Genomic DNA, 24929 nt, shown 5'->3' with positions numbered 1-24929 from the left:
CTGCGGCCGGTTCGTCACGCCTTCTTGCGCAGGCTGCTTTCGAGGTTCGGCAGGAACACGGTCAGCACGCCGATCAGCGGCAGGAACGAGCACACCTTGTAGACGAACGTGATGCTCGTCGCATCCGCGAGCTGGCCGAGCACGGCGGCACCCACGCCGCCCAGGCCGAACGCGAAGCCGAAGAACAGGCCCGCGACCATCCCGACCTTGCCGGGCATCAGCTCCGTCGCGTAGACGAGGATCGCGGCGAACGCCGACGCCAGCACGACGCCGATGATCACGCTCAGCACGCTCGTCCAGAACAGGTTCGCGTACGGCAGCAGCAGCGTGAACGGCGCGACACCGAGGATCGACACCCAGATCACGTACTTGCGGCCGATCCGGTCGCCGACCGGCCCGCCGATCAGCGTGCCGGCCGCGACTGCCGCGAGAAACACGAACAGGTGGATCTGCGCGGCCTGCACCGACAGGTGGAACTTGTCGATCAGGTAGAACGTGAAATAGCTGTTGATGCTCGCGAGGTAGAAGTACTTCGAGAAGACCAGCAGCACCAGCACGCCGATCGCGGCGAGCACGCGGCCCTGCGACAGCGTCGGATGGCCGGCCGCCGCGGCCTTTTTCTTCATCGACGGATGCTTCTTGTACCAGTGGCCGATCTGCGTGAGGACGACCATCGCGACGAGCGCGGCCGCCGAGAACCACGCGATGCTGTGCTGGCCGTGCGGAATGATCACCAGCGCGGCGAGCAGCGGCCCGAGTGCCGAGCCGGCGTTGCCGCCGACCTGGAACAGCGACTGCGCGAGCCCGTGCTGGCCGCCCGATGCCATCCGCGCGACGCGCGACGATTCCGGATGGAACACCGACGAGCCGCAGCCGACCAGCGCTGCCGCCGCCAGCAGCGTCGGGAAGTTCTGCGCGGCCGACATCAGCAGCAGCCCCGCGAGCGTGAAGCCCATCCCGACCGGCAGCGAATACGGCTTCGGCCGCTTGTCCGTGTACAGGCCGACGAGCGGCTGCAGCAGCGACGCGGTGATCTGGTAGGTCAGCGTGATCAGGCCGATCTGCGCGAACGACAGCGCGAACTGGCTCTTGAGCATTGGATAGATCGCGAGGATCAACGACTGGATCATGTCGTTGAGCATGTGCGAGAAGCTGATCGCGCCGAGCACGGGGTAGACGGTACGCGGAGCGGGTGGGGCAGACGGCTGGGCTGCGGCTGTCGCGCCGACGCCCGTATCGAGGCTGGTTTCCATGTGAGCTGAGCGAGTTGAGGTGGCGGGACGCGCTCTGATGGGGATCGGCGCGTTCGAATCGTTGTTGCGTCAAAGAAGTCTAATGTGGCGTATCGAGAATGTCAGGCCAACTTTTGTCGCGATTCGGACATTGTTGTGACGATTCGGTCATGACGCCGTTTTTTGGCCAGGTATAACGCTGCGGCACGTCCGGCTTTCGTCGGGCCGCGCGGGACCGGATCGGTGTTTGCCCGGACTCAAGGCGCGCCGATGGCGGCCGTAGAAGGACCAATGACATCACAGTGCGGCACCGGCCACGAGCCGGGCGAGCGCAGGGCGCGCGGCATGGCGGGCCAGCGCGGGAATGCCGGCCGCCGGAACCGACCTTTCCGGCGGCATGATCAATACGGGGATATATCGATGAAAGCAGCTTCATTGCATCCGCGGCCGGTTGCGGCCGCCGCCGCATCCGACGCAGCCGCCCGGCCCGCCGCACGTCGTGCGCGCGCAGCCCGGCGCGAATCCCGGCCGTGGACGGTCAAGGCGACGTTGCGCGCCGCGTTCGCGATCCTGCTGGCCGGCACGCTCGCGATCGGCGTGTTTTCGCTGTGGCAGATCAGCCGGCTGAACGCGTCGATTGCGTCGGTCTACGAGCAGGGGCACGTCGCGAGCCGGGCGGCGGCGGAGGTGCGCGCCGAGGTGCTGCGCGCGAGCCGCGCGCAGAAGATGCTGCTGACCGCCACCACCGCGAAGGAGCGCGACGACCTGGGCGCCGAGGTTGGCGCGGGGCTCGCGTCGATCGGCCAGGCGCTCGCGACGCTGCAGCGCTACGCGGATCCGGCCGATGCGGACGATTCCGCGCGACTGCGCGCATTCTCGATGGCGGTCGGCACGTGGAGCGGCCATCTGCGCGATTTCGTCGCGCTCGTGCAGGCGCAGCCGCTGGACCTGTCGCAGATGAACTGGCAGGTCGGCACGCAGGACGTGTCGCTGCTGGTCGAGACCGGCAAGCTCGAGAAGCTCGTCGCGATGCTCGTGAAGACGCGCGGCGCGAAGTCGAAGGCGACGCTCGATGCGTCCGCAACGATCTTCTCGTCGTCGTTCGCGATGATCGCGGCGATGACGGCCGCACTGATCGTGCTGGCGATCGCGATTGCCGAAGGGGTCGTGCGCCGCCTCGCGTCGCAGCTCGGCGGCGAGCCCGCGGAGGCGAAGGCGATCGCCGCCGACATCGCGCGCGGCGACCTCGCACGGCCCATATCGCTCGGCCGGCACGACCGCGACAGCATGGTGCGTGCGCTGTCCGACATGCAGACCGGGCTCGCGGCGACCGTCGGCGAGATCGCCGTCAGCGCCGAGGCGATCGCGGCCGCGTCCGGCGAGATCTCGACCGGCAACCTCGACCTGTCGCGCCGCACCGAGCAGCAGGCCGTCGCGCTCGAGCGCACCGCGGCCAGCATGGAGGAACTCACGTCGACGGTGCGGCAGAACGCCGAGAACGCGCGGCAGGCGAGCGCGCTCGCGGCCAATGCGTCGGCGGTCGCGGAGGCGGGCGGCGAAGTCGTCGGGCGCGTGGTCGCGACGATGAGCGAGATCGACGACAGCGCGAAGAACATTCGCGACATCATCGGCACGATCGAGGGGATCGCGTTCCAGACCAACATTCTCGCGTTGAACGCGGCGGTCGAGGCGGCGCGCGCGGGTGAGCAGGGACGCGGTTTTTCGGTGGTCGCGGGCGAGGTGCGGCAGCTCGCGCAGCGCGCGGCGACCGCGGCGAAGGAGATCCGTGGGCTGATCGGCGCGTCGGTCGAGCGCGTCGCGAACGGCGCGGCGCTCGCGCACGATGCGGGCCGCACGATGAACGACGTGGTGCGGGCGGTCAAGCGCGTGACCGACATCATCGGCGAGATCTCCGCGGCGTCGGACGAGCAGAGCGCGGGGATCGACGAGATCGGCCGCGCCGTCACGCAGATGGATGCCGGCACGCAGCAGAACGCGGCGCTCGTCGAACAGGCGGCCGCCGCAGCGAACGCGCTCGACGAGCAGGCGCAGGCGCTCAAGTCGCTGGTCGGACGCTTTCGCATCGCGGCCTGAGCGTCGCATCGTCCCACGCCGTCGCGGGCCGTCCGCCCGCGACGCGCAGGCTGGCGGGCTGCTGTCGATCGGTGACAAACCCGGCAGTCGGCCCGAGCGCAATCCCTTACAATGCGCCTCCACATAGCGGGGGGCCAGAACCCGCGGCGCATGCGCACCGACTCCGGTGCGACCGCACGCCGAGCGGGTCACAACAATGACGATGACGATTTACCTGACGGGATACCTGTGGATGCTCGCGTCCGCGGCGATCGGCACGCGCACGCGCGTGGCCGCATGGCGATGGCTCGCGGCGGGCATCGCGCCAGCCGCCGCGTTCGCCGTGCTGCGGGGCCGGACGGGCACCGACACGGCGATCTACCTCGACATCATTACCGGCATCTGGAGCGGCAACCTGAAGGTCGTGCCGCGCACGCTCGAACCGGGTTTCGTCTGGCTCGTGCGCGCGCTCGCGTGGCTCGGGCACGATCCGCACATCGCGATGGCGATCCTGTCGCTGCTGGTCGTCGTCGCGTGCGTCGCCGGGTTCGGCCGGAGCGCCGAGGACGCATGCGTGTTCGCCACGCTGATCTTTCCGCTGTTCTTCTACGACATGGCGATGAGCGGCGTGCGCTACGGCGTCGCGTTCTGTGTCGCGAAGCTCGCATCGGACGCATGGGCGCGCAGGCGGCACGGCGCGTCGTTCGCGTTCGCGGCCGCGGCGACCGCCATGCACGTGTCGGCGGCGCTGCTTGTCGTGCTGCTGCAGGTCGGGCGGTTGCGCATGCTGCGCTATGCGGGGCTGGCGGTCGCGATCGGCGGCGTGCTGTTCGCGATGCATCACGACGCGCTGCTTGCGAAGGTCGGCCTGTATGCGGCGTTCACGCCGCCCGCGCAGATGTCGGGCGGCGCCCCGCTCGTGCTTGCGTTGCTGACGCTCGCCGCCGGCTGGGTGCTGCTGGCGCGCATGCCGCGCACGCTCGTGTTCCTGTTCGTTTGCGAGATCGCGAGCTTCGCGCTCGCGCGGATCAGCTATGCGGGGCTGCGTTTCCAGTGGCTCGTGCTGTTCGCGATGGGCTGTCAGTTCGTGCCGCTGCAGCACGTGCCAGGGATCCGGCGCCGGCACGTGATCGTCGCGCTGGTCGTGATCGGCGCCGTCGGCTTCGCGATGCGACTGCGCAACATGCTCGGCGAATACGGGCTCGGCCCGTCGCCGTTCCTGCCTTACCGGTTCTTCTGGGAATGACGCGGTCGGGCGGGGCGCCGCCCGGCCAGCGTTTCATCACGACTTTTTCTGCTTGTCCGGATCGATGATGACCGTACAGGTCGTGCCCGCCGACAGCACCACGTCGGCCGGCACTTCGTCGATGCGGATGCGCACCGGCACGCGCTGCGCGAGGCGCACCCAGTTGAAGGTCGGGTTCACGTCCGCGACGAGGTCGCGGCTTTGCGGGTTGTCGCGATCGTAGATGCCGCGCGAGATGCTCTCGACGTGGCCCTTCATCACGCCGCCGCTCATCAGCCGCATCTCGGCCGGTGCGCCGACCTTCACGCGCGGCAGCTTGGTTTCCTCGAAGTAGCCGTAGACCCAGAACGAATGGCTGTCGACGATCGCGAGCTTCGCCTGGCCGGCCACCGCGTAGTTGCCTTTGAACGTCTGCAGGTTCGTGATGTAGCCGTCGACCGGCGCGACCACGCGCGTGCGTTCGAGATTGAGCTTCGCGGCGTCGAGCGCGGCGATCGCCTGCTGGTACTGCGCGTCGGCGCTCGATGCGCTGTGCGCGGCGTTCTCGCGGTTTTCCTTCGACACGACGAGCGCGTCGAGGTCGGCACGGCGGGCCGCGTCGTCGCGACGCATCTGCAGTTCCGCGCGGCGGGCGGCGACGGCCGCCTGCGCCTGCTCGACCGCGATCTGGTAGTGCGACGGGTCGATCTGCATGATCAGGTCGCCCTTTTTCACGAGCTGGTTGTCATGCACGGGCAGTTCGACGATCGCGCCCGACACGTCCGGCGCGACGTTGACGATCTCGGCACGGACGCGCCCGTCGCGCGTCCAGGGATCGTCCATGTAGTGCACCCACAGCGAGCGCCCGATCAGGATCGCGACGAGAAGGATGACGGCGGTCGCGACGAAGCCGAAGAGTTTTCTGAGAATCATGATGGTTCGGAATCAACGGTAAACGGCAAGACTCAGTCCGCCGCAAATGCAGACGAGAAGGCACGCGCGGAACAGCGACGGGTGCCAGACGAGACGGTAGAGGCCCGTGTAGGCGAGCAGGCGATCGACGGTCCAGGTCGCCAGCGCGCCCAGGACGAACATCAGGACCACCGTGGGCATGTAGGCATCGAGAATGGCGATTTCACGCGGCATCATGACGAGGCTCCTTGTTGGGGACGCACGGGGCGGTTGCGGTTGAGCGGCTCGAGCGGCGATTCCGGATCGAGCAGCGCCGTGCGTACGAAATGCAGATGACTCAGGATGCGTTGCAGCCGATGGCGCTCCTCGCGCGACGGCGTGACCGCATCGAGCGTCTGCCGGGTCGCGTCGATCGCGGCGTTGACCGCATCGAGCGTCGCGTCGAAGCGCGCCGCGTCCGGCTTGCGGAACAGCGCGGACAGCGCGGTGCGCATCGTCTCGATCGCGCGTCGCCACGGCGTCGTCGGCGCATAGCGCGGGTCGGACGGCAGCGTCGCCAGCTCGGTGCGCAGGTCGAGCGCCGCGTTGCCCGTCTCCAGCACCGCGAACATCCAGCGCAGCGCGTCGCGCTGCACGTCGGGCTGGTCGGCCGACAGCGTGTGCGCCTGGTACATCAGGTCGCGCGCGCCGCTCTCGAAGCGCGTGCGCAGTCCGGCCAGCCGTGCGTGGCACGCGGCGACCACCTGATGGCGCAGGTCGGCGAACAGCCGCTTCTTGAGCCACGGCGCGGTCGGCGGAAACAGCACCGCGAACGCGATCGCCGAGACGAGCATCGACAGCACCAGCGCGAGCGCATCGTTCATGAAGCTCATCGGGTCGTAGTGCGTGATGTTGTCGGGGCCGGCGAGGAAGCTGAAGAAGATCAGGTAGCCCATCCCGTAGCCCGCGAGCTTCGGCTTCATCGTCATGAAGATGCCGATCGCGAGCAGCGGCGCGAGGGCCGCGCACAGCAGCGGGAAGCCGTCGATGTGCGGGTAGATGCCGAACGTCAGCAGGAAGCCCGTGCAGACGGCCAGCGCGGTCCCCATGCCCATCTGCGCGGACATCGCGGTCGGCCGCGGTGTCGACGACGCGAGCGCGCAGGTGGCCGCGGCCGTCAGCGTCATCGTGACGCCGCTCGGCCACGCGGTCTCGATCCAGAACCAGCCGAGCACGAGGATCACGGTCGCGGTGCGAATCGCCGCGATCACCATCGCCGTCACGTTGGTGCGCGGCTCGTAGCGCTCGATCCAGCGTTCGCGCTCGTGCGTCGCGGTCGACAGCGACGCATAGGTCGCGGCGTATTCGTGCAGGTCCGTGATGAAGCGGTACAGCAGCTCGGTGGCCGTGTCGAAGTCGAGCAGCGGAAAATCCGGTTGCGTCTCGAGCGCGGCGCGCGTCGCGCGGATGCGGCGCGGCAGCGCGTCGCGCCACGCGAGCAGTTGTTCGGCCGCGAGCGCGGCGTCGGCCGACGAGCGCACCGGTTCGCCATTGCGCGTCAGAAGCGGCGCGATCTCGCGAAAGTACGGCTCGATCGCATCGATCGCGGCCTGCGCGCCGGCCGCGCGCAACCGGTTCATCAACTGATGCAGCGCGTGAAAGCGGCTCGATACGCTCATGAACTCGCTGTTCAGACGCGCGAGGCGGCCGCTGCGCATCCGCGTGTCCGGATCCTCGAACACGGCCATGCTGCGCGCCGCTTCGAAGCCGACCACGTCCGCGACGAAGCGCGTATGGATGGTTTCGATGTGCGCGCGGTCGAGCTGGCCCGACAGCGCCGCCGCGACGTAGTCGACGAAGCTGCTGAAGCGCTTGCGCACCGTCGTGCGCATCTGCTCGCCGGTGTACTGCGGAAACACCAGCGCGCTGACGACGCCTGCCGACACGATCCCGACCATGATTTCGGCGACCCGCGTCATCGCGCTCATGAACGCGCCGTCGGGGTGTTGCGATGCCGGCAGGCCGATCAGCGCGGTCGTGTAACCGGCGAGCAGGAAGCCGTAGCTGCGGAAGTTGCGGTTGCGCGCGGCGCCGGCCGTGCACAGCGCGACCCACAGCGCGACGGCCAGCAGGAACAGCTGCGGCTGCTGCGGGAACAGCCCGACGAACGTGAGCGTCGCGATCAGCCCGAAGATCGTGCCGGCGACCCGGTAGAAGCTCTTCGCGAGCACCGCGCCGCTTTGCGGCTGCATCACGATGAACACCGTGGTCATCGCCGTCTTCGGCGCCGGCAGGTCGAGCCGCATCGACACGCCGGTCGCGATGAACGCGGCAAGCAGTGCCTTGAACAGATAGAGCCACGCGGCGCCGTCGCTGCGGGCCCAGTCGCCGAACGCGGCGGACCAGGCCGCGAGCGGGCCGGCGGCATGTGTGGAAGCGGGGGAGGAGGCGGACATGACGGTCGCTCCGCGTTACCGTGCGGCCGGCGTGGCGGTCGCGCCAGCGGTTGCGACCTGCGCGGGCCGGGCGGCGGCCACGACGGGCTTCGCACCCGATGCGGCGGCCGGCGCGGCGGTGCTGGCGGCGGATTCGTCTTGCGGCGGATGGCCAGCCTGAACGTCCGTTTCCGGCTCGACGCCGCCGCCGAGCGCGGCCATCAGCTGCGCGTGCGCGGCGAGGCGCTCCGCGTCGATGCGGGCCGCCGTTTCCTGCGCGCGCAGCAACTGCTGTTGCGCGACCAGCACGTTCACGTAATCGGTCAGGCCGCGGCGGAAGCCTTCGCGCGACAGCTGGTAGCTGCGGTCGTTGGCGGCCACGGAGCGCGCGGCGTCCTTCTTCTGCGTATCGAGCGAGCGGATCCGCACGACCTGGTCGGCGATGTCCTTGAGCGCGCCGACGACCGTCTGGTTGTAGCGCTCGACCGCCTGGTCGTAGCCGGCGTCGGCCGCGCCGAGTTGCGCGCGCAGGCGGCCGCCTTCGAAGATCGGCAGCGACAGCGCCGGGCCGGCCGTCCAGCCGCCGTTCATCGCGCGCAGGAAGTCGGTGAACGGCGCGGTCACGCCGAAGCCGCCGACCGTCGCGAGCAGATCGATATTGGGGTAGAACGCGGCCTTCGCGACATCGATGCCCCGTGCCTGCGCGTCGACCGTCCAGCGGGCCGCGACGACGTCCGGGCGGCGGCCGAGCAGGTCGGCCGGCATCGCGGACGGCAAGCCGGCCGGCGCGTCGAGCGACAGGCTCGGCCGCTTGATCGCATCGCCGGCGCCCGGGCCCTTGCCCGCGAGCGCGGCGAGCTGGTGGCGCGCGAGCTGGATCGCTTCTTCATAGCTGTCGATCTGGCGCTCGTAGTCGGGCAGCGTCGATTCGGCCTGGCTGACTTCGAGCTGCGTGCCGAGGCCGGCCTGCAGGCGCTTGCGCGCGAGATCGGCCAGCGAGCGCTGGCGTTCGAACGTTTCGTGCGCGAGATCGAGCAGCGCGTAGTTCATCGACATGCCGACATACGCGCGCACGACGTTGACCTCGAGCTCGAGCTTCGCCGCCCGTGCGTCGGCCGCCGTCGCATGCGCGGTGTCGAGCGCGCGCTCGGTCGCGTTCTTGTCCTTGCCCCACAGGTCGAGGTGGTACGACAGGCCGAGCGTGCCGGTGTTGTTCCACGTGTCGGTGTCGGCGAGCGGTCCGGGCCCGTAGTACACGTTGTCGGGCCAGTGCTGGCGCATCAGCGACAGGTTGCCGTTGATCTGCGGCAGTTCCGCCGAACGGGCCACGCGCGCCATCGCCTGCGCTTCGCGCACGCGCGCCTCGGCGGCCGCGAGGGTGGGGTTGCCGGCCTGCGCGGCGGCGATCCACGCGTCGAGTTGCGGGTCGCGGTACGCGCGCCACCAGTCGGACGCGGGCCAGCCCGCATCGTGGTCCGCCGCGCGGATGGCGGCACCGGCATCGAGTGTGTTCGCTTCGATGCGCGCGGACTGCGGCTTGTTGTCGCCCATGCTCGCGCATCCGGCCATTATTAATGAGACTGCAAGAACCGCCAGTGCCAGCGTCCCTTTTGTTGCCGGAGACCGCACGATTTTCTCCCTTTCGGATATAGATGAGTCGGATGCGATTATATTTTTCAGTGATTCCTGAATAAATGGACAAGGGTGCAAGTCATTTTTACGAATCCTGAGATAATATTTGTTCGCCCCTGTGCAACAATCCCTCCGGATTCAAACGGGTAATGGGATGGATACGTTACAAAACATGCGGGTATTCGTCCGTGTGGTCGACGCGGGAAGCTTTACCGCGGCCGCCCAGCAGATGAATTCGACTACCGCCTATGCATCGCGCGCCGTGTCGGATCTCGAGGCGCACCTCCGCACGCGCCTGCTGAACCGGACGACACGCCGGATCGCGCTGACCGAGGCAGGCGAGCGCTACCTGCAGCGCTGCGAGCAAATCCTCGCGTACGTCGAACAGGCCGAAGCCGAAGCGGGCGACGCGCACGCGCGCCCGTCGGGCAAGCTGAAGGTCCATTGCTTCACGAGCCTCGGGCAGCACTACCTGGTGCCGGCCATCGCCCGCTATCGGCAGCGCTATCCGGACGTGCACGTCGAACTGACGCTCGCGCAGCGGATGCCCGACCTGCTCGACGAGGGGTACGACGTCGCGATCGTCGTCGGCCGCGACCTGCCCGATTCGGGGCTGGTGTCGCAGCGGCTCGGCGAGAGCTACAGCGTCGTGTGCGCGTCGCCGGGCTATGTCGACACGCACGGCGTGCCGCGGACGCCCGCGGATCTCGAGCACCACGTCTGTCTCGGGATGGTCGCGCCGGGCTTTCACTTCGACGAGTGGTCGCTGTCGGGGCCGCACGGCGACGAGGTGATTCCGATCACGGCGCCGCCGTTCCGCGTGAACGTCGCCGAGGCGCTCGCGGTGGCCGTGCGGGAAGGGATGGGGATCGGCGGGTTGCCGCTCTATTCGGCGATCGGCGGGCTGCGCAGCGGACACATCGTGCGCGTGATGCCCGAATACCGGTCGCACGTGATGAACATCTACGCGCTGTATCCGTCGCGCCAGTATCTCGACGCGAAAATCCGCACCTGGGTCGATTTTCTGCGCGATGAGTTGCCGGCCACGCTCGAAGCCGACGAAGCCGCGCTCGCGCAGTTCACGGCTGCGACATGAGCGCGCGGTCGAGCCCGATCTGACGAGATTTGTCCTTCGCGCAACATTTTTTTACCCTCGGACGGCGGACAGTTTGATACTGTTCAAATCAGAGAGATTTGGATCTGCCCATACCCGGAGTCGCAATGGATACGCAACTGATGATCGGCCTTGGAGTTCTGCTTGGTGCGGCTGCCGCCGCCGCGGCGACGCGCGATCTGCTGCGCGCGATGAAGGCACGGATGAAGCCGGCGCCGGTGCGGGTACGCCCGTCGGCGAACGGATCGCGCCGCGCCGATCGCTGATCGGGCGGCCTTTCGATCGGGAAGGGCCGCATCACGCGGCCGGATGGCCCGGCGCTCAGCCGAGCTCGACCACTCTGTCCCACGCAAACGCGGGATTTTCCAGTTCGCCGGTGCGCCGGTGAATATAGCCGCGCGGGTTGCACACCACGCGCGTGCCGCTGTCGGTCACGTAATCGAATGAAGTATGCGTGTGGCCGTGGATCCACAGGTCCACGGGCGGCCGCACGAGTTCCGCCATGTCCGTGACGAATCCCGCCGACGCCAGGTCTTCCGCGTAACGCTCGGCGAGCGAGCGCAGGTGCGGCGCATGATGCGTGACGACGATCGTGCGGCCGTCGAACGGCGTCGCGAGCCGTGCTTCCAGCCACGCGCGGCCTTGCCGGTGCAGCGCGATCGCGTCGGCCGGCGTGAAATCCCGCTCCGGCGCCTCCGCCGCGTGCAGTGCCGCATCGTGCGGCCACGTCACCTGGATCAAGCCCTTGAAATCGAGCATCACACGCATGCCGGCGTCGATCGCGCGTGCGACGCTTGCCTCGTCGGCGCCGAACAGCGAGAAATCGGACCATAGCGTCGTCCCCAGCACACGAAAGCGCTGTGCCGGATCGACGTACACGCCGTTGTTCAGGTAATGCACGTTGTCGATCGCCTGCGCGGCGTCGCGCATCGCGTTTTCGAGCGCGCCGAATTCCCCGTCGTAGTACTCGTGGTTGCCCGGTACGTAGATCACCGGCACGTCGGGGGCGAATGTTTCGGCGGCCCAGCGCAGGCCTTCCGCGTGATTATGGATGTCGCCGGCCAGCACGACGAGATCCGCGTCGGCGTGCGGGATCGTGTCGGGCTGGTTGCTTTCGAGATGCAGGTCGGACAGGACGCGAACTCTCATGGACATCGCTCCGGGGTGGGGGGCTTCAGCGCAGGACCTTGCCGGGATTCATCAGCCCGCGCGGGTCGAGCGCGGTCTTCAGCGTGCGCATGAGCGCCGTTTCGACCGGCGACTTGTAGCGCTGGGCGTCGTCGATCTTCAACTGGCCGATCCCGTGCTCCGCGCTGATCGTGCCGTGGTGGCGGTGCACGTTGTCGTAGACGATGCGATTGATCGGTTTCTGGAATTCCGCGAGGAACGCCTTCGGGTCGCCGCCTTCGGGCGTCTGCACGTTGTAGTGCAGGTTGCCGTCGCCGAGGTGGCCGAACGTGACCATCCGCGCGCCGGGCGCAGCCTGCTGGATCGCCGCGTCGGTTTCGTCGATGAAGCACGCGATCGACGAAATCGGCACCGCGATGTCGTGCTTGATGTTCAGTCCCTCGTCGGCCTGCGCGAGCGGGATGTGTTCGCGCAGGTCCCAGAACGCGCGCGACTGCGCGAGATTTTCCGCGACCACCGCGTCGACCACGAGCCCGGCCTCGAATGCTTCTTCCATCAGTTTTTCGAACAGCGCGCGCGCATGCGTTTCGCTCTCGTTGTCCGACAGTTCGAGCAGCACCGTCTGCGCATGCGTGCGGTCGAACGGATAGCGCAGTTGCGGATAGTGCTTGCCGACGAGCTGCATGCAGAAATCGGACATCAGCTCGAAGCCGGTCAGCAGCGGGCCGGCCGCGCGCTGCGCGAGCGCGAGGAAGTCGAGCGCCGCGTGCGGCGACTCGAGCGCGGCCAGCGCGGTGACCTGCGCGGCCGGCAGCGGATGCAGCTTCATCACCGCGGCCGTGATGATGCCGAGCGTGCCCTCGGCGCCGATGAACAGGTCGCGCAGGTCGTAGCCCGTGTTGTCCTTGCGCAGGCCGCGCAGGCCGTCCCAGATCTCGCCCTGCGCCGTCACGACCTCGAGCCCGAGGCACAGCTCGCGCGCGTTGCCGTAGCGCAGCACCGCGGTGCCGCCCGCGTTGGTCGACAGGTTGCCGCCGATCGTGCAGCTGCCTTCGGCGGCGAGGCTCAGCGCGAACAGCCGGCCGCCTTCGCGGGCGCGTGCCTGCACGTCGGCGAGGATCACGCCGGCTTCGACCGTGATGGTGTTGTTGTGCGGATCGAGCGCGCGCACGCGGTTCAGGCGCGCGAGGCTCAGCACGGCCTGGTCGCCGCTCGCGTCAGGCGTCGCACCGCCGGCGAGGCCCGTGTTGCCGCCCTGCGGCACGAGCGCGACGCCATGCGTGTTCGCGAGCCGGACGAGCGCGGCGACTTCGGCCGTATCGGCCGGTTTGAGCACCGCGCACGCGCTGCCTTTGTAGCGGCGGCGCCAGTCGGTCAGGAACGGCTCGGTGTCGTGCGGATCGGTCAGCACGTAGGTGGCGCCGATCGCGTCGCGGCAGGCGGATACGAAGGCATCGGAAGAAATCATCACGTTCGGTCGCGTAAGGGTCAGGACGCGGCGCGCTGCCGCTTCGCCGCGCGCTTGAACGGCGCGACGTACGCAAGCGCTGCCACGAAGAAGCCGACGGCGAGGGCGGTCTCGCACCAGCCGAGCGTTGCGGACAACCCGCGGTCGGACATGCCGCGCACGATGCCTTCGGCGAAATAGACGAGGATCAGCATGCTCGCCCACTGCATCGTATAGATGTTACGCCGCCACACGCCGGGCAGCGCGAGCGCGAGCGGCACGGCCTTGAGCATCAGCGCCGAGCCGCCCGGGCGCAGCGGCGCGAGCCACAGTTCCCACGCGAGCGACAGCGCGATCAGCGCGACGAGGCACGTGGCCGCGGCCAGCGCGTAGCGCGGCCGGGCGGCGACGGCGGGGCGGGCGGGCATGTTCATGCGGCTTCGGTGGCCTGCGCGGCGGACAGGGCCGCCGCGGCGCGGGCGAGCCGCACGCCGAGCGCGGCCGCGAGCGCCTTTTCGTCGGCCGACAGCCCGTCGGTCGCGCTGCGATCGTGCTGCGACACGTGCGATGCGCCGTAAGGCGTGCCGCCAGTGCGCGTCGTGCTGAGCGCGGACTCCGTGTACGGGATCCCGACGATCATCATCCCGTGATGCAGCAGCGGCAGCATCATCGACAGCAGCGTCGATTCCTGGCCGCCGTGCAGGCTGCCGGTCGACGTGAACACGCAGGCCGGCTTGCCGGTCAGCGCGCCAGACAGCCATTGCGGGGTCGTGCCGTCGAGGAAATACTTGAGCGAGGCCGCCATGTTGCCGAAGCGGGTCGGCGAGCCGAGCGCGAGGCCCGCGCATTCCTCGAGGTCGCGGAGTTCCGCGTAGGGCGGGCCGTCGTCGGGGATGTCCGGGGCGGTGGCTTCGCAGACCGTCGAGACAGGCGGCACCGTGCGGATGCGGGCCTGCATGCCGGGCACGCTGTCGATGCCGTTCGCGATCGCGAGCGCGAGATCGCGCGTGGCGCCGTGACGGCTGTAATAGAGGACGAGAATGTCTTTCATGGGCGACGGAGCCGCGTGCGGCCGCGCGCATGCCCGGTGCAGTCGGCCCCTGCTGGATCGAGCGGCTATTATAGGGGCTGAAGTCGTCGCGCAGCGCGGCGGCGGCGCGCCATCGCGCGCGCCATCGAGAAGGAGAAGCCGTTTGCCGAAGTTGAGCGTCGATCTCGACACCCTCAAGCGCCTCGCGCAGTTCGCGGCCCGGCGCAGCGCCGAGGATCGCATCCCGCAAGTGGCGGGCAGCCTCACGTTCACGACGATGCTGGCACTCGTGCCGCTCGTGACGGTCGCGTTCGCGCTGTTCACCGCGTTCCCGATGTTCGCATCGTTCCAGATCTCGCTGCAGGGGTTCCTCGCGGATCACCTGATGCCCGCGCAGTTCAACGTCCAGATCTTCAAGTACCTGAACCAGTTCGCGTCGAAGGCCAAGGGGCTGACGACGGCCGGCCTGATCGCGCTCGTCGTCACGTCGGTGATGACGATGATGACGATCGAGTCCGCGTTCAACCTGATCTGGCGGGTGCGTAAGCCGCGGCCGTTCGCGCAGCGCGTGCTCGCGTACTGGGCGCTGATCACGCTCGGGCCCTTGCTGTTCGGCGTGAGCCTGTCGATCTCGTCGTACCTGTTTACGCAGTCGCTGGCGTTCACCGGCGCCGCGCCGTCGACGTCGATCGTCGAATGGCTGCTCGCATTCGTGTCGCTGCCGCTGACCGTGCTCGCGTTCACGTTGCTGTACGTGTACTTGCCGAACTGCACGGTCGCATGGCGCGACGCGGTGATCGGCGGGCTGTTCGCGGCCATCGCGTTCGAGCTCGCGAAGCGCGGCTTCGGTTATTACGTGCGGCGCATTCCGACTTATACGGCCGTATATGGCGCGTTCGCGGCGCTGCCGGTGTTCCTGTTGTGGGTGTACCTGAGCTGGTTCATCGCGCTGCTCGGCGCGATGGTGGCGTCCGCGCTGCCGGCGATTCGCGTCGGCCAGTTCCATCGCATCCACTATCCGGGCAGCGACCTGCTCGACGCGCTCGAACTGCTGGCGAGACTGGCCGAGGCGCGTGCGGTCGGCAAGGCGGGCTATACGGCGATGCGGCTCGCGACCATGTTGCGCTGCGACATGGAAACCGCGCAGCGGCTGCTGCTGACGATGGAGGAGCGGGAATGGATCGCGCGGCTGGAAAGCGGCGAACTCGCGCCGACCTACATCCTGCTGGCGAATCCGGAGCACCTGACGCTGGCTCAGCTGTTCGACGTGCTGGTGATCGACCGCACGGAACTGACCTACCAGCTCCAGCGCCGCCGCAGCCACGTCGAAGGGGCGGCATTGCTCGAGGTGCTGTCGAACGACCGGTTCGACGTATCGCTTGCGTCGCTGATCGCCGAGCACCGGCTCACCGGCGTGCCGCCGGCGGAGACCGTGCCGGGGCCTGTGCCCGGCGGGGCGCCCGACCCGCACGCGCGGCCGCCGAAAACGGCGTGACGCGCCGCCGGGCGGACGTTACAGCGGGATCTTCCCGGTGCAGATGTCCTTGAACATCACCCAGTCGCCCATCAGGCTGTAGATCGGGTGCCGGAACGTGGCGGGGCGGTTCTTCTCGAAGAAGAAGTGTCCGACCCACGCGAATCCGTAGCCGCACACGACCGCCGCCGGCAGCCATGGCCAGTGGCCCGTCGCGATCGCCATCGCGACGCAGCCGATCACGCCGAGCGAGCCGATGAAGTGCAGCCGCCGCGACGTGAGGTTCTGATGTTCGTTCAGGTAATACGGGTAGAAGTCAGCGAAGCTGGCGAATTGGTCCGTATGCGTATGCGCCATGGCCGTCTCCTCGGGCCGCTGTCGATGGGGTCATTGTGCGGCGGGCGGCTCGCGTCCGCAAGCGGGGGCGGCCGCGCCGCGCGGGCCCGCGCTTTCCTTTTGACAGGCTTTCCGATAGGATCGAAAGCGGATTTGCATTCAAGCATGAGGGGACTACGATGCGCGTCAGCGATATTCTGAAAGTGAAGGGCAACACGCTGTTTACGGTGACGCCCGATAAGCCGCTGCGCGAAGCGGTCGATACGATGGCCGAACACGATATCGGTTCGCTCGTCGTGATGGAGTACGGCGATCTCGTCGGGATGCTGACGTTCCGCGAGATCATCCTGCGCCTCCACGTGAACGGCGGCGCGATCGGCGACGTGCAGGTGCGCAAGGTGATGGACGAGCCGCTCACGTGCACGCCGGAAACCGACGTCAACGAAGTGCGCCGGATGATGCTCGAGCGCCACGCGCGCTACATGCCGGTGCTCGACAAGAAGGTGCTGATGGGCGTCATCTCGTTCTACGACGTCGCGAAGACGGTCGTCGAGGCGCAAAGCTTCGAGAACCGGATGCTGAAGGCATACATCCGCGACTGGCCGGAATCCGAATCGGAAGCCGAAGCGCAGAAGCCGTGAAACATGTCGCGCCCGGTGCCATGACGCGCGGGCGCTGCCACTCGGCGCACGGCGGCGCAGGTTCAGCCTGCGCCGCCGTTTTTTCGACAACAACACAAGGCCCGCGCAGCTTCGCCCAGACGATGCGCGCGTATTCCGCATGAGCGATCACACGCAAGTCTCTTCCGCGTCGCGCGGCGTACGGCGCGCCCACGCGTCGCAGTTCGACCTGTTGCGTCAGCGCCGTTTCGCACCGTTCTTCACGACCCAGTTCCTCGGGGCGCTGAACGACAACGTGTTCAAGATCGGATTCACCTCGCTCGTCACCTATCACACCGCGCGTTTCTCCGGCGTCGACGCGAAGACGGCCGCGTTCCTGATTTCCGCGATCTTCATTCTGCCGTTCGTGCTGTTCTCGGCCACCTCCGGCCAGATCGCCGACAAATACGACAAGGCGACGCTCACGCGCTTCGTGAAGACCTTCGAGATCGTGCTGATGCTGGTCGGCGCGGCCGGCTTCGTCACGCACAGCGCGACGCTGCTGTATCTGTGCACGTTCATGATGGGGATGCACTCGACGCTGTTCGGCCCCGTCAAGTATTCGTATCTGCCGCAGCATCTCGGCGACCACGAACTGGTCGGCGGCAACGGCCTCGTCGAGATGGGCACGTTCATCGCGATCCTGATCGGCACGATCATCGGCGGCGCGGCCGCGAGCATCGAAGGCAACGGTGAACGTGTGCTGGCCGTCAGCGTCGTCGTCATCGCGCTCGCGGGACGGCTCGTCGCGCAGCGCGTGCCACCGACGCCGGCGCCGCAGCCCGATCTCGTGATCAACTGGAACCCGTTCAGCGAGACGTGGCGCAACCTCGGGCTCGCGCGACAGAATCGCACCGTGTTCCTGAGCCTGCTCGGCATCTCGTGGCTGTGGTTCGTCGGTGCGACGTTCCTCACGTCGTTCTTCAATTTCGCGAAGGACGTGCTGTCCGCGAGCCCCGACGTCGTCACGGTCCTGCTCGCGACGTTCTCGGTCGGGATCGGCCTCGGCTCGCTGCTGTGCGAGCGGCTGTCGCAGCGGCGCGTCGAGATCGGCCTCGTGCCGCTCGGCTCGATCGGCATCAGCGTGTTCGCGATCGAGTTGTATTTCGCGAGCCGCGCGCTGCCGTCGCCCGGGCATCTGCTGTCGGTCGGGGAATTCCTGGCCGGCGCGCGCCACTGGCGCATCCTGGCCGACCTGTTCCTGCTCGCGATGTTCGGCGGCTTTTACAGCGTGCCGCTGTATGCGCTGATCCAGAGTCGCAGCGCGCCGACCCATCGTGCGCGGATCATCGCCGCGAACAACATCCTGAATGCGCTGTTCATGATCCTGTCGGCCCTGATGGCGATGGGGCTGACCAAGGCCGGCGTCGACATCCCGGGCCTGTTCCTCGTCACCGCGCTGTTGAACGTCGTGGTCGCGACGTACATCTACCTGCTCGTTCCGGAGTTCCTGCTGCGCTTCGTCGCGTGGGTGCTGGTGCACACGTTCTACCGGATTCGCCTCGTGCATGCGGAGCGGATCCCGGAAGAGGGTGCGGCCGTGCTCGTATGCAACCACGTGAGCTACGTCGATGCGCTCGTGCTGGCGGCCGCGAGCCCGCGGCCGATCCGGTTCGTGATGGATCACCGGATCTTCAAGACACGCTTCGCGAGCTGGGTGTTCCGGCATGCAAAGGCGATTCCGATCGCGCCGCGCCACGAGGATCCCGACATGCTGGCACGTGCGTACGACGCGTGCGAGGCCGCGCTGAAGGATGGAGAACTCGTGTGCATCTTCCCGGAAGGCAAGCTGACCAAGACGGGCGACATCAACACGTTCCACCACGGCATCACCGAAATCCTGAGCCGTACGCCGGCGCCCGTGATTCCGATGGCGTTGCGCGGGCTGTGGGGCAGCTATTTCTCTCGTCATACCGATGCGCGTATGCCGCGACCCATCAAGCGCGGCGTGATGAGCCGGCTGACGCTCGCGGTCGGCGAGCCGATCCCGGCCTCGGTCGCGACGCCCGAGGCGTTGCAAGCCGCGGTGACCGAGTTGCGCGGCGCGCGAAAGTGAGCAGGGGCGGGTCGGGGCGGCATCGCGCCGGGCCGCCCGCGCGGCCGGCCCGTGTGGTCTGAACGGTTCACGCGGCCCGCGGGCACGGGACGGCTGGCATAATAGCGGTTTACTTCTTTTTCTCGACCGGCAAACGATCGGCCTGCCAGCGGTCCAGGCAGCGCATCGGTTTGTCCAATTCTCTTTGGGCGGTTCCATCATGTCCGGCAATACCCTCGGCACGCTTTTCACTGTCACGACCTTCGGCGAATCGCACGGTCCCGCGATCGGCTGCGTGATCGACGGCTGCCCGCCGGGAATGGGGCTGACCGAAGCCGACATCCAGATCGAACTCGATCGCCGCAAGCCCGGCACGTCGCGGCACGTGACGCAGCGCCAGGAGGCCGACGAGGTCGAGATCCTGTCCGGCGTGTTCGAAGGCGTGACGACCGGCACGCCGATCGCGCTGCTGATCCGCAACACCGACCAGCGCAGCAAGGACTACGGCAACATCGTCGAGACGTTCCGACCCGGCCATGCCGACTACACCTACTGGCAGAAATACGGCATCCGCGACTACCGCGGCGGCGGCCGATCGTCCGCGCGCCTGACCGCGCCGATCGTCGGCGCGGGCGCGGTCGCTAAGAAATGGCTGCGCGAGCGTTTCGGCGTCGAGGTGCGCGGCTACATGAGCGGTCTCGGCGAGATCGACGTGCCGTTCGTCGACTGGTCGCACGTTCGCGAGAACCCGTTCTTTTCGCCGAACGCGGCGGTCGTTCCGGAGCTGGAAGCCTACATGGACGCGCTGCGCAAGGACGGCGATTCGATCGGCGCGCGCATCGACGTCGTTGCGTCCGGCGTGCCGGTCGGCTGGGGCGAGCCGGTATTCGACCGGCTCGACGCGGACATCGCGAAGGCGATGATGAGCATCAACGCGGTGAAGGGCGTCGAGATCGGCGCGGGCTTCGACAGCGTCGCGCAGCGCGGCTCGGTGCACGGCGACGAACTGACGCCGGCCGGCTTCGTCGGCAACCATGCGGGCGGCGTGCTCGGCGGGATCTCGACGGGACAGGACATCACCGTGTCGATCGCGATCAAGCCGACGTCGAGCATCCGCACGCCGCGCCGTTCGATCACGAAGTCCGGCGAAGAGGCGACGGTCGAAACCTTCGGTCGCCACGACCCGTGCGTCGGCATTCGCGCGACGCCGATCGCCGAGTCGATGCTCGCGCTGGTGCTGATCGACCATGCGCTGCGCCATCGCGCGCAGTGCGGCGACGTCGAGACGCCGACGCCGAAGATCGCGGGCAGCGCGACCTGAGGCAGCGGGGCCGGCATGCGCCGGCTCGATCGATTCGATGCGAAACGGGGCGCCTGAGGCGCCCCGTTTTCATTGAGCCGCCGAATTCGGCGGCGCGGCCGATTCGCGCACCCGCAGCTCCGGCAGTATCGCGTAACCGGGCCCGGTTTCGCCGTGCTCGAGTGCATCGAGCAACGCGCGGGCGGCCTTGCGGCCGATCGCATCGGTGTCGACCCACATCGTCGTCAGCGCAGGCCGGATTTCGCGAGCCAGCGCGACATCGTCGAAGCCGGTGATCGACAATTGCGACGGCACGTCGAGGCCGATGGCCTGCGCTTCCAGCAGGGCGCCGAGCGCGAGTGCGTCGTTGCCGCAGATCACGGCCGTCGGGCGCGTCGCCCCGCTGTCGGCGATCGCGCGCAGGCTCGCGCGCCCGAACGCGATCGTGGCCGGGCCCTCATGCTGGTGGATCGGACGGACCGCGAGCCCGCGCGCGGCGAGCGTGTCGTGGATGCCGCGCAGGCGGGCCTGCACACGGTCGTTGTCCGCCGAAGGCTGCATGATGATCGCGAAATCGCGATGCCCGAGGTCGAGCAGGTGCGTGGTCAGTCGCGCGAATGCCGCACGGTTGTCGAAGCCGATGCAGCAGTGCGGGCTGTCGTCGCGGTAAGCATAGGTGACGACATACGGCACCCGATGCAGATCGAGCAGTTCGAACACTTCCGGCGGATAGGCTTCGCCGACCAGCGACACGGCTTCGACGCCGCGCGACAGCATCGCGCGCACCTGCGCGAGCGCCTGGGCCGGGTCGTAATTCGAGCAGCCCAGGAACAGCGTGATGCCGTGCTCGGCCATGACCGCCTGCATGCCCGCTACCTGCGACGCGAACACCTGGTCGTCGAGCGTCGGGATGATCGCACCCGTGATGTGGGTGCGCGTGGAGGCGAGTGCGCGGCCGGCCGCGTTGGGAATCCAGTTCAGTGCGCGTGCCGCGTCGCGCACGCGCTGCTGCACGTCGGCCGAGACCTTGCCGGGGTCGTTGTAGACACGCGAAACGGTCGCGGTCGACACGCCGGCGAGTTTCGCGACATCCCCGAGCACCGATCGGCCGCTGCCGCGGCGTGCGCGAGCCGTGCCGCCGCTGGATGGGGGCATACTCATCGGTCATCCTCGGGCGCGGCTGCGTCGCAGACGCCGCGCGTGGTCAAAAACGCCATCGTTTACCCTCGATTCATCGTGGTCCCGCTTGCATTCCCGGCGACGCCTGTGCGAATGTAAGCGCTATCTTGATGCCACTCCGTATTATGTCAGACACAGATTGCATCCGCATTGTGAAATTTTCGTCGACGATGGCCGCTCCGGCTATTTTGTTTGTCGCGAATGTAAGCGGTTACATTTAATGAAGAGCCACGCAAAGTCCCCTCGAATCGCGGTCGTCGGCAGCATCAACGTCGACCTCGTCACGCATGCGCCACGGCTGCCCGTGCCGGGCGAAACGCTGCTCGGCACGACGTTCCGGACCGTTCACGGCGGCAAGGGGGCGAACCAGGCGGTGGCAGCGGCCCGTCTGGGGGCATCGGTCGCGATGATCGGCTGCGTCGGCGACGACGCGTTCGGGGCGCGCCTGCACGACGCGCTGGCGGCCGAACGCATCGACGTGACGCACCTGCACCGGATCGACGGCGAGGCAAGCGGCGTCGCGACGATCACGGTCGATGCGCACGGGGCGAACAGCATCGTGGTCGTGCCCGGTGCGAACGCGCGCCTCGATGCCGAATTGATCGACGAAGCGCGCGACGCGATCGCCGGTGCGGCGCTGATGGTGTGCCAGCTCGAGGTGCCGATCGAGACCGTCGCGCGCGCGATCGGCAGTGCGATCGCGCATCGCACGCCGGTGCTGCTCAATCCGGCGCCTGCACGGCCGCTGTTCGACGCATTGCTGGCGCGGATCGACTACCTCGTCGTCAACGAAACGGAAGCGGAGTCGCTGACCGGCATCGCCGTCGGCGACGACGCCTCGGCGGTGCGCGCCGCCGAGGCGCTGCGCGCGAAAGGCGTCGGCAACGTGCTGGTCACGCTGGGCGCGCGCGGCGTCTGCTGGCGCGGCAGCGCGGGGAATGGCCGCCATCGGGCCATGGCGGTGGTCGCCGTCGATACGACGGCGGCCGGCGACACCTTCGTCGGCGGATTCGCGGCCGCCCGGGCGAGCGGTGCGTCGATGGACGACGCGATCGCGTTCGGCCAGCGTGCTGCCGCGATCAGCGTCACGCGCCATGGCGCGCAGACGTCGATTCCGACACGCGAGGAAGTGGAGCGCATGACGGTATAGATTCCGCGACGACGGAAGGCGCGGGCAGACACCCGCCTATGACATGGAGACAATCGAAATGAACGAAGACCAGGCTGTTCCGACTGCGCCGCCACGTATCCGGCGCGGACAACGTATCGCGCTCGCGCTGCTGATGGCGAGCGGAATCGTCAACTATCTCGATCGCGGCACGCTGGCCGTCGCGAGTTCGGCAATCCGGAACGATCTCGGGCTGTCGCTCTCGCAGATGGGGTTGCTGCTGTCGGCGTTCTCGTGGAGCTATGCGCTGTGCCAGTTTCCGGTCGGCGGGCTCGTCGATCGCATCGGGCCGCGCCGGCTGCTCGGCATCGGGCTGATCGTCTGGTCGTTCGCGCAGATGGCGGGCGGCCTCGTGTCCACCTTCGGCTGGTTCATCGTCGCGCGCATCGTGCTCGGCATCGGCGAGGCGCCGCAGTTCCCGTCGGCGGCGCGGGTGGTGAGCAACTGGTTTCCGTTGCGCGCACGCGGTACGCCGACCGGGATCTTCAACGCGGCATCGCCGCTCGGTACCGCGCTCGCGCCGTTGCTGCTGTCGGTGCTCGTCGCGTCGTTCAACTGGCGCTGGGCGTTCTTCATCACGGGGGCACTTGGTCTCGTGGTCGCCGTCGTCTGGTTTGCGTCGTATCGCGATCCGGCGCGTGCGCAATTGACCGCGGCGGAACGAGGGTATCTCGATGCCGATGCGCAGACGACCGTCGCGGCCCCCAAGCTGACCTTCGCCGACTGGCGCAGCCTGTTTTCGCACGGCACGACCTGGGGCATGCTGATCGGCTTCTTCGGTTCGGTGTATCTGAACTGGGTCTACCTGACCTGGCTGCCGGGATATCTGACGATGGAGCGTCACATGAGCCTCATTCGCACCGGGTTTGCGGCATCGGTGCCGTTCCTGTGCGGGTTCGTCGGTTCGCTCGTTGCCGGCTGGCTGTCGGATCTGGTGACGCGCCGCAGCCGCTCGCCGGTCGTGAGCCGGCGCAATGCGGTGGTCGTCGCGATGCTCGGGATGGTCGCGTTCACGATTCCGGCTGCGCTCGTGCAGAGCAATACGGTCGCGCTCGCATGCATTTCGGTCGTGATCTTTCTCGCCAATGCGGCATCGGCATGTTCGTGGGCGCTCGCGACGGCGGCCGCACCGCCGAGCCGTGTCGCATCGCTCGGCGCGATCCAGAATTTCGGCGGCTTCATCGGCGGTGCGCTCGCGCCGATCCTGACGGGTGTCATCGCGCAGAAGTGGTCGTTCGTGCCGGCGCTGCTGACGGCGGCGGCAATCGCCTTCGCCGGCGCGATGGCTTACCTGCTGCTGGTGCGCAAGCCGATTCCCGAGCAGTCCGCGAGTGCCGCGCGCGGAGCGCTGCCGGCCTGAGGCGGCCGGCTACCCCCTGTATTCACTGAAGGAAGGAGAAACAGATGCAATCACATCAGCAGGCGAGCACGACCATCGAAGGGATCGTGCCGGTGATGCTGACGCCGTTCGACGATGCCGGCACGATCGACTACGCGGGCCTCGAGCGACTCATCGAATGGTATCTGGCGCACGGCTCGGATGCGCTGTTCGCGGTCGCGCAATCGAGCGAGATGCAATTCCTGAGTCTCGCGGAACGTGCGGAACTTGCGCGTTTCGTGGTCGAGCGGGTGGCGGGGCGTGTGCCTGTCGTCGCGTCCGGGCACGTCAGCGAAGATCTGGACGCGCAGGTCGCCGAGCTGTGTGCCGCGGCGGAATCGGGTGCGCAGGGCGTCGTGCTCGTGACCAACCGCCTCGATCCACAGCGCAAGGGCAGCGCCGCGTTTCTCGATCATCTTCACAAGTTGCTCGCCCGATTGCCGACGGATCTGCCGCTTGGCTTGTATGAATGTCCGGCGCCTTATCGGCGATTGCTGTCCGATGACGAACTGCGCGCGTGCATCGACACGGGCCGCTTCGTGATGTTGAAGGACGTGAGCTGCGACCTGGAGACGGTGAAGCGGCGCGTTGCGCTGGCCGCGGGCTCGCCGATGAAGATCCTGAATGCGAACGCCGCGATCGCATGGGATGCGATGAAGGCGGGCTCCGCCGGTTTCAACGGCGTGTTCACCAACTTCCATCCCGATCTGTATCGGTGGCTGCGCACGCAGGGCGACTCTGATCCGGCGCTTGCCGACGAGTTGTCGACGTTCCTGGTGCTCTCGGCGGTGTCGGAAGCGCTTGGCTACCCGGCGCTCGCGAAGATCTACCATCAACGGATCGGCACGTTCGGATCGATTCGCTGCCGCGCGATCGACTACGACGTGCGCGAGCGGTTCTGGGCACTCGACGCGGTGCTCGACAAGATCGTGTCCGGCACGGAGCATTTCCGTCGGCGGATTGCGGCGCGCTAGCGCCGCCGGTTCGGGGCGCGGTTCGGTGCGGCAATCGCGCGCCCGATGGCGGGCAGGGCGGCGTCGAATGCCGACGGGACGAAAAAAACGCCGCGCAAGGCGGCGTTTTCCGGCAGGTTACATGTTCGGGTAATTCGGCCCGCCGCCGCCTTCCGGCGTGACCCACACGATGTTCTGCGTCGGGTCCTTGATGTCGCAGGTCTTGCAGTGCACGCAGTT

General features: G+C 68.0%; 23 protein-coding genes. 11 read left to right on the top strand and 12 right to left on the bottom strand.

Features of this window, described 5'->3' with window-relative positions; all coding sequences use genetic code 11:
• Positions 1 to 14: 14 nt before the first annotated feature.
• Complete coding sequence (locus WS45_RS01400; RefSeq protein WP_059697778.1) at positions 15 to 1253, bottom strand: MFS transporter; 1239 nt, start codon at positions 1251 to 1253, stop codon at positions 15 to 17.
• 399 nt (positions 1254 to 1652) lie between these two features.
• Between WS45_RS01400 and WS45_RS01395 the strand changes: the two genes are divergently transcribed.
• Positions 1653 to 3326: a methyl-accepting chemotaxis protein gene (locus tag WS45_RS01395; RefSeq protein WP_059697776.1), complete on the top strand. Its 1674-nt coding sequence runs from the start codon at positions 1653 to 1655 to the stop codon at positions 3324 to 3326.
• Positions 3327 to 3522: 196 nt separating this feature from the next.
• Entirely contained in the window at positions 3523 to 4551 is a 1029-nt protein-coding gene (locus WS45_RS01390) for an EpsG family protein (RefSeq protein ID WP_059697773.1), read from the top strand.
• 36 nt (positions 4552 to 4587) lie between these two features.
• Here WS45_RS01390 and WS45_RS01385 read toward each other — a convergent pair whose 3' ends face one another.
• The 4 genes from WS45_RS01385 to WS45_RS01370 are packed head-to-tail and all read right to left on the bottom strand — an operon-like array spanning position 4588 to position 9485.
• Positions 4588 to 5463: an efflux RND transporter periplasmic adaptor subunit gene (locus tag WS45_RS01385; RefSeq protein WP_047900486.1), complete on the bottom strand. Its 876-nt coding sequence runs from the start codon at positions 5461 to 5463 to the stop codon at positions 4588 to 4590.
• A gap of 12 nt (positions 5464 to 5475) precedes the next feature.
• Entirely contained in the window at positions 5476 to 5679 is a 204-nt protein-coding gene (locus WS45_RS01380) for a DUF1656 domain-containing protein (RefSeq protein WP_059697772.1), read from the bottom strand.
• Positions 5676 to 7877, bottom strand: a complete 2202-nt coding sequence (locus WS45_RS01375) for an FUSC family protein (protein WP_059697770.1) — start codon at positions 7875 to 7877, stop codon at positions 5676 to 5678. Before WS45_RS01375 ends, WS45_RS01380 begins: the two co-directional genes overlap by 4 nt.
• 15 nt (positions 7878 to 7892) lie before the next feature.
• Positions 7893 to 9485 (bottom strand): efflux transporter outer membrane subunit, encoded by a 1593-nt coding sequence (locus tag WS45_RS01370; protein WP_082721804.1) that lies wholly within the window; start codon positions 9483 to 9485, stop codon positions 7893 to 7895.
• Positions 9486 to 9642: 157 nt separating this feature from the next.
• Between WS45_RS01370 and WS45_RS01365 the strand changes: the two genes are divergently transcribed.
• Positions 9643 to 10584 (top strand): LysR family transcriptional regulator, encoded by a 942-nt coding sequence (locus WS45_RS01365; protein ID WP_059690906.1) that lies wholly within the window; start codon positions 9643 to 9645, stop codon positions 10582 to 10584.
• Positions 10585 to 10709: 125 nt separating this feature from the next.
• A complete protein-coding gene (locus WS45_RS35555; RefSeq protein ID WP_175908214.1) occupies positions 10710 to 10868 on the top strand; it encodes a hypothetical protein in 159 nt (52 codons plus the stop codon).
• Between the two features lie 55 nt (positions 10869 to 10923).
• Here the strand turns inward: WS45_RS35555 and WS45_RS01360 are convergent, their stop codons facing one another.
• The 4 genes from WS45_RS01360 to wrbA are packed head-to-tail and all read right to left on the bottom strand — an operon-like array spanning position 10924 to position 14228.
• Complete coding sequence (locus tag WS45_RS01360; RefSeq protein ID WP_059697766.1) at positions 10924 to 11751, bottom strand: metallophosphoesterase; 828 nt, start codon at positions 11749 to 11751, stop codon at positions 10924 to 10926.
• Between the two features lie 25 nt (positions 11752 to 11776).
• Entirely contained in the window at positions 11777 to 13198 is a 1422-nt protein-coding gene (locus WS45_RS01355; RefSeq protein WP_059697764.1) for an FAD-binding oxidoreductase, read from the bottom strand.
• A gap of 20 nt (positions 13199 to 13218) precedes the next feature.
• Positions 13219 to 13611, bottom strand: a complete 393-nt coding sequence (locus WS45_RS01350; RefSeq protein WP_059697762.1) for a DUF2069 domain-containing protein — start codon at positions 13609 to 13611, stop codon at positions 13219 to 13221.
• Positions 13608 to 14228 (bottom strand): NAD(P)H:quinone oxidoreductase, encoded by a 621-nt coding sequence (gene wrbA / locus WS45_RS01345; protein ID WP_059697760.1) that lies wholly within the window; start codon positions 14226 to 14228, stop codon positions 13608 to 13610. The genes WS45_RS01350 and wrbA overlap by 4 nt, the downstream gene beginning before the upstream one ends.
• Before the next feature lie 142 nt (positions 14229 to 14370).
• Here wrbA and WS45_RS01340 point away from each other — a divergent pair, with 142 nt between their 5' ends.
• On the top strand, positions 14371 to 15702 hold the full coding sequence (locus tag WS45_RS01340; RefSeq protein ID WP_059697758.1) for a YihY family inner membrane protein: 1332 nt from the start codon (positions 14371 to 14373) through the stop codon (positions 15700 to 15702).
• Positions 15703 to 15720: 18 nt separating this feature from the next.
• On the opposite strand, the gene WS45_RS01335 is transcribed toward WS45_RS01340, so the two are convergent.
• On the bottom strand, positions 15721 to 16038 hold the full coding sequence (locus tag WS45_RS01335; protein ID WP_059524162.1) for an Mpo1-like protein: 318 nt from the start codon (positions 16036 to 16038) through the stop codon (positions 15721 to 15723).
• Positions 16039 to 16196: 158 nt separating this feature from the next.
• On the opposite strand from WS45_RS01335, the gene WS45_RS01330 reads away from it, so the two are divergent.
• The 3 genes from WS45_RS01330 (at position 16197) to aroC (ending at position 20032) form a co-directional block, all read left to right on the top strand.
• Complete coding sequence (locus WS45_RS01330) at positions 16197 to 16658, top strand: CBS domain-containing protein (protein WP_059524164.1); 462 nt, start codon at positions 16197 to 16199, stop codon at positions 16656 to 16658.
• A gap of 139 nt (positions 16659 to 16797) precedes the next feature.
• The gene (locus WS45_RS01325) at positions 16798 to 18732 is read left to right on the top strand and encodes an MFS transporter (RefSeq protein ID WP_059697757.1); all 1935 of its coding nucleotides are present in this window, start codon (positions 16798 to 16800) and stop codon (positions 18730 to 18732) included.
• A 199-nt stretch (positions 18733 to 18931) separates the two neighbouring features.
• On the top strand, positions 18932 to 20032 hold the full coding sequence (gene aroC, locus WS45_RS01320) for a chorismate synthase (protein WP_059524168.1): 1101 nt from the start codon (positions 18932 to 18934) through the stop codon (positions 20030 to 20032).
• A 69-nt stretch (positions 20033 to 20101) separates the two neighbouring features.
• Here aroC and WS45_RS01315 read toward each other — a convergent pair whose 3' ends face one another.
• A complete protein-coding gene (locus WS45_RS01315) occupies positions 20102 to 21172 on the bottom strand; it encodes a LacI family DNA-binding transcriptional regulator (protein WP_059697755.1) in 1071 nt (356 codons plus the stop codon).
• 238 nt (positions 21173 to 21410) lie between these two features.
• Between WS45_RS01315 and rbsK the strand changes: the two genes are divergently transcribed.
• From rbsK to WS45_RS01300, 3 genes are read left to right on the top strand one after another with little or no spacing between them, the layout of a single operon-like run.
• On the top strand, positions 21411 to 22340 hold the full coding sequence (gene rbsK / locus WS45_RS01310; protein ID WP_059524171.1) for a ribokinase: 930 nt from the start codon (positions 21411 to 21413) through the stop codon (positions 22338 to 22340).
• A 58-nt stretch (positions 22341 to 22398) separates the two neighbouring features.
• Positions 22399 to 23718, top strand: a complete 1320-nt coding sequence (locus tag WS45_RS01305) for an MFS transporter (RefSeq protein WP_059524173.1) — start codon at positions 22399 to 22401, stop codon at positions 23716 to 23718.
• A gap of 44 nt (positions 23719 to 23762) precedes the next feature.
• A complete protein-coding gene (locus tag WS45_RS01300; protein WP_059697753.1) occupies positions 23763 to 24710 on the top strand; it encodes a dihydrodipicolinate synthase family protein in 948 nt (315 codons plus the stop codon).
• Positions 24711 to 24827: 117 nt separating this feature from the next.
• Here the strand turns inward: WS45_RS01300 and WS45_RS32830 are convergent.
• The coding region (locus tag WS45_RS32830; protein ID WP_146610023.1) for a 4Fe-4S dicluster domain-containing protein at positions 24828 to 24929 on the bottom strand (102 nt) is incomplete at its 5' end.

Source organism: Burkholderia sp. RF2-non_BP3 (assembly GCF_001522185.1).
Lineage (GTDB): Bacteria > Pseudomonadota > Gammaproteobacteria > Burkholderiales > Burkholderiaceae > Burkholderia > Burkholderia diffusa.
The sequence above is the reverse complement of the archived record's forward strand: the minus strand, read 5'-3'. Positions and strand labels throughout refer to the sequence as shown.